Annotated in this window: 5 protein-coding genes; 4 read left to right on the top strand and 1 reads right to left on the bottom strand. The window is 47.6% G+C overall.

What is annotated here, in order from left to right:
• Positions 1 to 29: 29 nt before the first annotated feature.
• Complete coding sequence (locus tag Q0238_RS05475) at positions 30 to 194, bottom strand: hypothetical protein (RefSeq protein ID WP_297943717.1); 165 nt, start codon at positions 192 to 194, stop codon at positions 30 to 32.
• 500 nt (positions 195 to 694) lie between these two features.
• Between Q0238_RS05475 and Q0238_RS05470 the strand changes: the two genes are divergently transcribed.
• The 4 genes from Q0238_RS05470 (at position 695) to Q0238_RS05455 (ending at position 5,780) form a co-directional block, all read left to right on the top strand.
• Entirely contained in the window at positions 695 to 1,687 is a 993-nt protein-coding gene (locus Q0238_RS05470; RefSeq protein WP_297943716.1) for an iron ABC transporter permease, read from the top strand.
• On the top strand, positions 1,680 to 2,456 hold the full coding sequence (locus Q0238_RS05465) for an ABC transporter ATP-binding protein (RefSeq protein ID WP_297943713.1): 777 nt from the start codon (positions 1,680 to 1,682) through the stop codon (positions 2,454 to 2,456). Before Q0238_RS05470 ends, Q0238_RS05465 begins: the two co-directional genes overlap by 8 nt.
• A 672-nt stretch (positions 2,457 to 3,128) precedes the next feature.
• Positions 3,129 to 4,565, top strand: a complete 1,437-nt coding sequence (locus Q0238_RS05460) for a DUF4139 domain-containing protein (protein ID WP_297943709.1) — start codon at positions 3,129 to 3,131, stop codon at positions 4,563 to 4,565.
• A 387-nt stretch (positions 4,566 to 4,952) separates the two neighbouring features.
• On the top strand, positions 4,953 to 5,780 hold the full coding sequence (locus Q0238_RS05455; protein WP_297943706.1) for a hypothetical protein: 828 nt from the start codon (positions 4,953 to 4,955) through the stop codon (positions 5,778 to 5,780).
• The last annotated feature ends 311 nt before the right edge of the window (positions 5,781 to 6,091 follow it).

Below are 6,091 nucleotides of genomic sequence, written 5' to 3'. Positions count from 1 at the left end.
ATCCGTTCGTGGAATTTTAAATCAAATCTTCAAATCCTACGTAAAATTTCGCCGCACGCCGCGCCTGCTGCTAAATAGGCGAATTTAGCCGGGCAAATTCCGCCATCAGGCTTAAGTCTATCTTTCGCGAACGGATGAAATTTTAAAATTCCATCTTGGCGTAAATTTCGTAGGCGCTCATCTGAAATCCGCAAGCTAAATTTCGCTTAAAAGCCTTATTACACGGAGCTGCACGCCATTAAATTTCGCTCGTATATGAAAGCCGAAATCATAAAAATTTAATATGATATGTGCTAAAATGCCACATCTGTTTAAGGATTTAGATGCATAAATCAAAGCCGCTGTGGTCTCTGCGTCATCATCGATAGAAAATGTCGTGCGAGGCGGAGGCTCTGCTGTCAAGTCCTGCGTTTCGCAGCTTGAGGCGGTGCAGCAAAAGTGCGTCTATGCTGCGCCTACAAACATTTTCGGCTGAGACCACACGAGCGCGAGGACGTCACTACAAATCTTACAGACGGCTAAAATTTTCATCCGGATCTTTTCTGAAATATTGATCTTGGAGCTATCACGAAAGAATTTTACCGCAAGCCTTTCGCCTACGAGCCGGAAGGCGGAATTTTAAGCGGGTTTCGATGAGGCGAAATTTCAAAGATTAAATTTAAGGCAAAAGATAAAATTTAAAGCAAGGGAAGGTATGAAAAATTTTAAATTTATGCTCGTGCTGCTGATACTAGCGACGATTGCGACGATTGCGATATCGCTTTGTATAGGGCGTTTCGGCTTAAGCATCACCGAGGTGCTAAAAGCGCTAAGCGGCGGCGAAGTAGCGCAAAACGTCCACAACGTCGTCATGCAGGTGCGCCTGCCGCGTATCATCGCCGCAGTGCTCGTGGGCGCGGCGCTGGGCATCAGCGGCACGGCGTATCAGGGCGTCTTTAAAAACCAGCTCGTCTCGCCCGATCTTTTAGGCGTCAGCGCTGGAGCTTGCGTGGGTGCGGCCATCGCGATCCTGCTTGATCTAAATATCCTTTTGATCCAGCTTTTCGCCTTTGTTTTCGGGCTCGCGGCGGTTTGCATTACGCTTCTGATCACGCGCGCGCTGCGTTCAAGCGCCACCATAATGCTTGTGCTTGCCGGCATCATCGTAAGCGGTCTGATGGGCGCGCTGATCGGATTTTTAAAATTTATGGCAGATCCCGAGACGAAGCTTGCAGACATCGTGTATTGGCAGCTAGGAAGCCTCGCGAAGGTCGATCCCTCCGTGCTAGCGATGATAGCGCCGGTGATGGGGGTTTGTATCGCTATCTTGGTGCTGATGAGCTACCGCATAAACGTCCTATCCATGGGCGATGCGACCGCGGCGAAGCTCGGCGTAAACGTCGTGCTGGAGCGGGGCATCATCATCGTCTGCGCGACGCTGCTAACCGCAAGCAGCGTGTGTATCAGCGGCATAGTCGCGTGGGTGGGGCTTTTGATGCCGCATCTAACGCGCATGATCGTGGGCGTGAGCAACACCAAGGCGATCCCCGCGAGCATATTTTTAAGCGCGATCTTCGTGCTCATCGTAGATGACGTAGCGCGCAGCATAAATCAAAGCGAGATCCCGCTAGGCGTGCTTACGGGCTTTATCGGCACGCTATTTTTTATATTCATCCTGCTTAAAAACAAAAGGAAGCTAAATGGTTAGGGTTGAGAGCTTAGACTTCGGCTACGTAAAATCCGCCCCTCTAACGCTGCGCGACGTGAACTTAAACCTCGAAGCGGGCGCGATGCTGACGATTTTGGGGCAAAACGGCGCGGGCAAATCGACGCTTTTAAATTTAATTAGCGGCACGCTTGAGCCCCTGCGCGGTAAAATTTCAATAGACGGCAAGGATATGGCGAGCCTCAGCGCCAAAGGGCGCGCCGAGATCATCGGCTACGTCTCGCAAAGCGAGGTCTGCGAGTACGACTACAGCGTCTTCGAATATGTCCTGATGGGGCGCACGGCACATATCGGGATCTTTTCGCAGCCGAGCGAAAACGACTACAAGCTCGCGCAGCGCTACATGAAAATGCTTGAAATTTGGCACCTAAAAGACAAGATCATCACGCGCCTAAGCGGCGGCCAGAGGCAGATGGCGTCCATCGCGCGCGCCCTTTGCAGCGAGCCTAAGATCGTGATCTTCGACGAGCCGACCTCGGCGCTAGATTTTGCCAACCAATACAAATTCCTCCGCGCCACGAAGGAGCTTTTAAAAGACGGCTACACCGTCGTTTTAGCCACGCACAATCCCGACTTTGCGCTGCTTTTAGGCGGATACGTCGCGCTCGTAAAAAGCGGCGGCGAGGTCGCATACGGCAAAGCCGAGCAGATCATAAAGAGCGAAATTTTAAGCAAACTATACGATCTGAAGCTCGACGTCAGCTACAACGAAAAGGTCGGCAGGGTGTGTTGCTTGACGTATCCGTTTTGATCTTAACTTCGCGGACGAGCACAGCTCGTCCTTGCGACGGGGAGCTTCGCTCCCTCGACCCACCTAAAGTTACGGCAGGCTAGCGCCTGCATTTTTATCGTTTTTACTTCGCGGAAGGGTACAGCTCGTCCTTGCGAGCGGGAGCGCAAGCGCTCCCTGCACCTGAGCGGAGCAATACGAGCAAGCGTTAAGACGCTTGCGAAGTCTCCGCGAAAGATAGTCAGAAATTTTGCTGCGCAAAATTTTAAAATTTATTGTTTTACTTCTTGCGACAGCCAAGCCGCCGCTGCGACAGGGAGCTTTACTATTTCTCGCGAAGGCTAAGAAGCGCCCCGCGCTTCTTTCGCATTGCTTCGCTCGCCTAAAGTTACAGAAATTTTACTACGTAAAATTTTAAAATTTATCGGTTTTACTTCGCGGATGAGCAAAGCTCGTCCTCAAAATAGAAGCTTTGAAATTTTAAAATTTCATCGCTTCGGCTGTGCGAGCGATAAAGCTTATATGGCGCTAGTAGCGGTAAAATTTTAGCCTCTGCGGCGGAGTTTTTACGGCGGCTAAATTTTAAAATTTCAAAGCGAGCGGCGAAGCCGAAATTTTAAAATTTGCTCCAAATTTTAAGCATAAAAATCAAAATTTATCGTTACAATTACGTAAAATTTTTAAGGAGCAAAAATGAAAAAAATAGTGCTTTTAAGCGCAGCGGCGGCGCTTGCCGTAAATTTAAGCGCGCAGGAAAATAGCCTTGAGATCTACGCGAACTCCGCCTTCTTGTACCAAAACTTCGGCGCGCAAAAATCAAACTTCAGCGTGAACGTGCCGGAGTACTTGGATATCCGCAGCATCGAGATCGCGGGCTCTTGCGAAGTGCGCGAATTGTCTTTGGATGATAGCGAGCCCGTGAAAAACGCGGAATTCGCCAAAAAAGAGGCGGACGAAAAGAGCCTGCGCGAGCTAAGCGACCGCCTGGTCGCGCTTAAGGCGCAGCAGCGCTTTTTAAGCGATTTTACAAGCCTAAAAGATAGAAGCCTAGCGAGCCTAAAGGCGGATTCGCAAAAAGTTTACGACGAGGTCTTGCTCGTAGCGGGTGAAATTTCAAAGACTGACGAACAAATCGGAAAGCTCAAAGAGAAAATTTCAAAATACCGGATCAAGAACGAGCGTCGCTTAAACGCGAACTTCGGCTGCGATCCGAGCTTCGTTAAGATCAATTACCCCGTTGACGTAAGCGCCTACACGCACAACGAGCTCTCTGCAGATCTTGCAAGCGGTAAAATCGAGGTCGCGCAAAAACTCTCGGTGCAAAATCCGCTAAACGCGGAGCTAGCAAATTTAACGATCGCGCTGTATCCTTACGAATACTCCTCGCAGACCGCGCCGCAGCCGTTTTATCCATGGTACGAGGGCGAGCCTGCAAAGCCGGCGCCCGCGGCGGCTTATAAAAAGGACGTGATGCTAGAGGTGGCGGATATGCAGAGGGCGCCCGCGGCGGAGGCTAGATCGTCGTATGCAAGGACGGGCGCGAATATCGAAAGCTCGCTCTCAAAGGTGTGGAAAATCAGCGGCGTAAGCCTCAAAGCGGGCGAGGCGGGCGAGTTTAGCTTCGATAAACAGAGCCTGGATGCGAAATTTGATCTGATCATCGACGGCTACGGCAGCGAGGCAGCCTACGTGCGGGCTAAATTTATCCCCGAAAGAAGCATAGAGGAGAGCGAAACGCTAATAAAGCTCGACGGCGTGCAGATCGGGCTCGTGCATCTAGGTTTTGCCGCAAACGCGGAGGCTACGGCGTACTTGGGTAAAAACAGCCTGATCGAAGTCAAAAAAGAGCAGGCGAACAACTTCACGAAAAACTCCTTTTTCGGCGGCGAAAGTAAAAATTCCATGGCTTGGGACTACGAGATCAAAAACGGCTCCAAGCGCGCTTGGAACGTGGTTTTGCAAGAGCGAGCGCCCGTTTCGACGCATGAGGACGTAAAGGTCGCGCTGAAAAACTCGCCCGAGCAGAGCAGCCTCGGCAAGGACGGACTGCTTAGCTGGGACTTTGAGCTAAAGCCGGGCGAGAGCAAAAAGATCCACTTCGGCTATGAGCTAAGCAAACCGAAGAAGTAACCAGCTTTGGCGCGGCGCGGCTAAATTTTGCAAAGCGGAGTAGCTTTTACGATGCGGCTAAATTTTGCGGGCATAAAACTAAGGCGCGGCTTTAGAATTTATCTGAAATTTTTGGCGCCGCACCACTGAATTTTACGCGCCGCGCCGAGTAAAATTTAAGCGCTGCGAGAACCAAAAATTTAAATGTTGCGACGATTTAAAATTTAGCAGCGCGAGATATGAAATTTTGCGATGCAAAGGGGTTTTGGCGCGGGTAGAAAAACTTTGAGCATCGCGAAATTTATCTCGAATTTAAAAAGCTCAGGACGATGAACGCGGAGCAAAGGTATAAATTTAACGGGCGGCGAAGTATGCGTTTGCTTCGCTGGCAGCATTTAAAGGATCGTTATGAAATTTCGCAAACTTAAATTTAAAATCCTAGCCGCAGCGCTACTTTTCTGTGCCGCATTTATCCGCATCGTACCAGATTACTCCACTTCGCGAGGTTTTGCTGTCGTTTCTATCTTTGGCTATAACAAATATCAACAGGGGTATTGTTTAAAAGAGAATAGAGTTTTAAGCAACGAAGAATTGCTTCAAAATGCCGCTATAAATTATTTTAAAAGATATTACGACTATGAAATTTTGCGAAATACCATTATCGATGAGCACGATATAAAAAATTTCGGCCATAGTTTTTATACGGCGCGCATCTCCAAGCTCTATCTAATCGGCGATTTCAATGAAGAAAACTGGTTTGATTTTTTAGTTGAAAATACCGACAGAAAGAGTTTTGATTATGAGATAAAAGACAAGACGCAAATAGATATCTCCGATCTATCAAAATATTTTGTATATAAGGATGAAATTTTGGGCTTTAGACAGCCTATTATCTTATCGGAAGAGAAAAATCCGCTTCATGGTGGAAAAATGTTTTTAGAAAAATCATTTTTAATAAAAGAGAATAAATTTTTTGTGAATTATGCTAGACCTGGTTATATAAGTTGGTATATCGAGCTTAACAATAAAGAAGATTTAACAAAAATCAAAAGCAAAGAAAATTTAATGCGAATAAAAAACGGATATGAGAACTTAGAAAGCCTTAACGAAGTCTTGGCTTATACCCATATGAAAAATCTGCGACGTAAATTCTCATACGATAATTGCGGAAATATAGATTTTGATATCAAAGCCCCGGCGGAACAGGAGCTGGATATGTGGATTCACGGCGGATAAAGTTAGTCGAAGCTTTATCTTAACGAATTTAACCGAAAAAGGATAAGGGATGAGCAAAAAAAGAAACTGATCTAAGATTAGACTTAGAGGGCAATTACGGAGCCGATATATTGAGTTATTATTTGTGGGGCAAACAAACTCCTCCGGGCCCGAAAGAATTAGCCTCTAACGAATGGATGGATAGAAAAGGACTGATATGAAATTCTACAGGTCTATTAAATTTAAAGCCCTAGCCGGCACGCTGCTTCTGGCGGCGATACTCTGCGCCATATTTATTCGAATAATTCCCGATTATTCCACTTCACGAGGCT

Origin of the sequence: uncultured Campylobacter sp., assembly GCF_938045775.1 — a bacterium.
Lineage (GTDB): Bacteria > Campylobacterota > Campylobacteria > Campylobacterales > Campylobacteraceae > Campylobacter_B.
Note: the sequence above shows the minus strand (reverse complement) of the source record. Positions and strands in the feature narration are given on the sequence as shown.

What these genes read in the sequence shown, in the direction of transcription:
- Q0238_RS05455 (WP_297943706.1), top strand. Translation starts at nt 4,953, where the DNA reads ATGAAATTTCGCAAACTTAAATTTAAAATCCTAGCCGCAGCGCTACTT.
- Q0238_RS05465 (WP_297943713.1), top strand. Translation starts at nt 1,680, where the DNA reads ATGGTTAGGGTTGAGAGCTTAGACTTCGGCTACGTAAAATCCGCCCCT.
- Q0238_RS05470 (WP_297943716.1), top strand. Translation starts at nt 695, where the DNA reads ATGAAAAATTTTAAATTTATGCTCGTGCTGCTGATACTAGCGACGATT.
- Q0238_RS05460 (WP_297943709.1), top strand. Translation starts at nt 3,129, where the DNA reads ATGAAAAAAATAGTGCTTTTAAGCGCAGCGGCGGCGCTTGCCGTAAAT.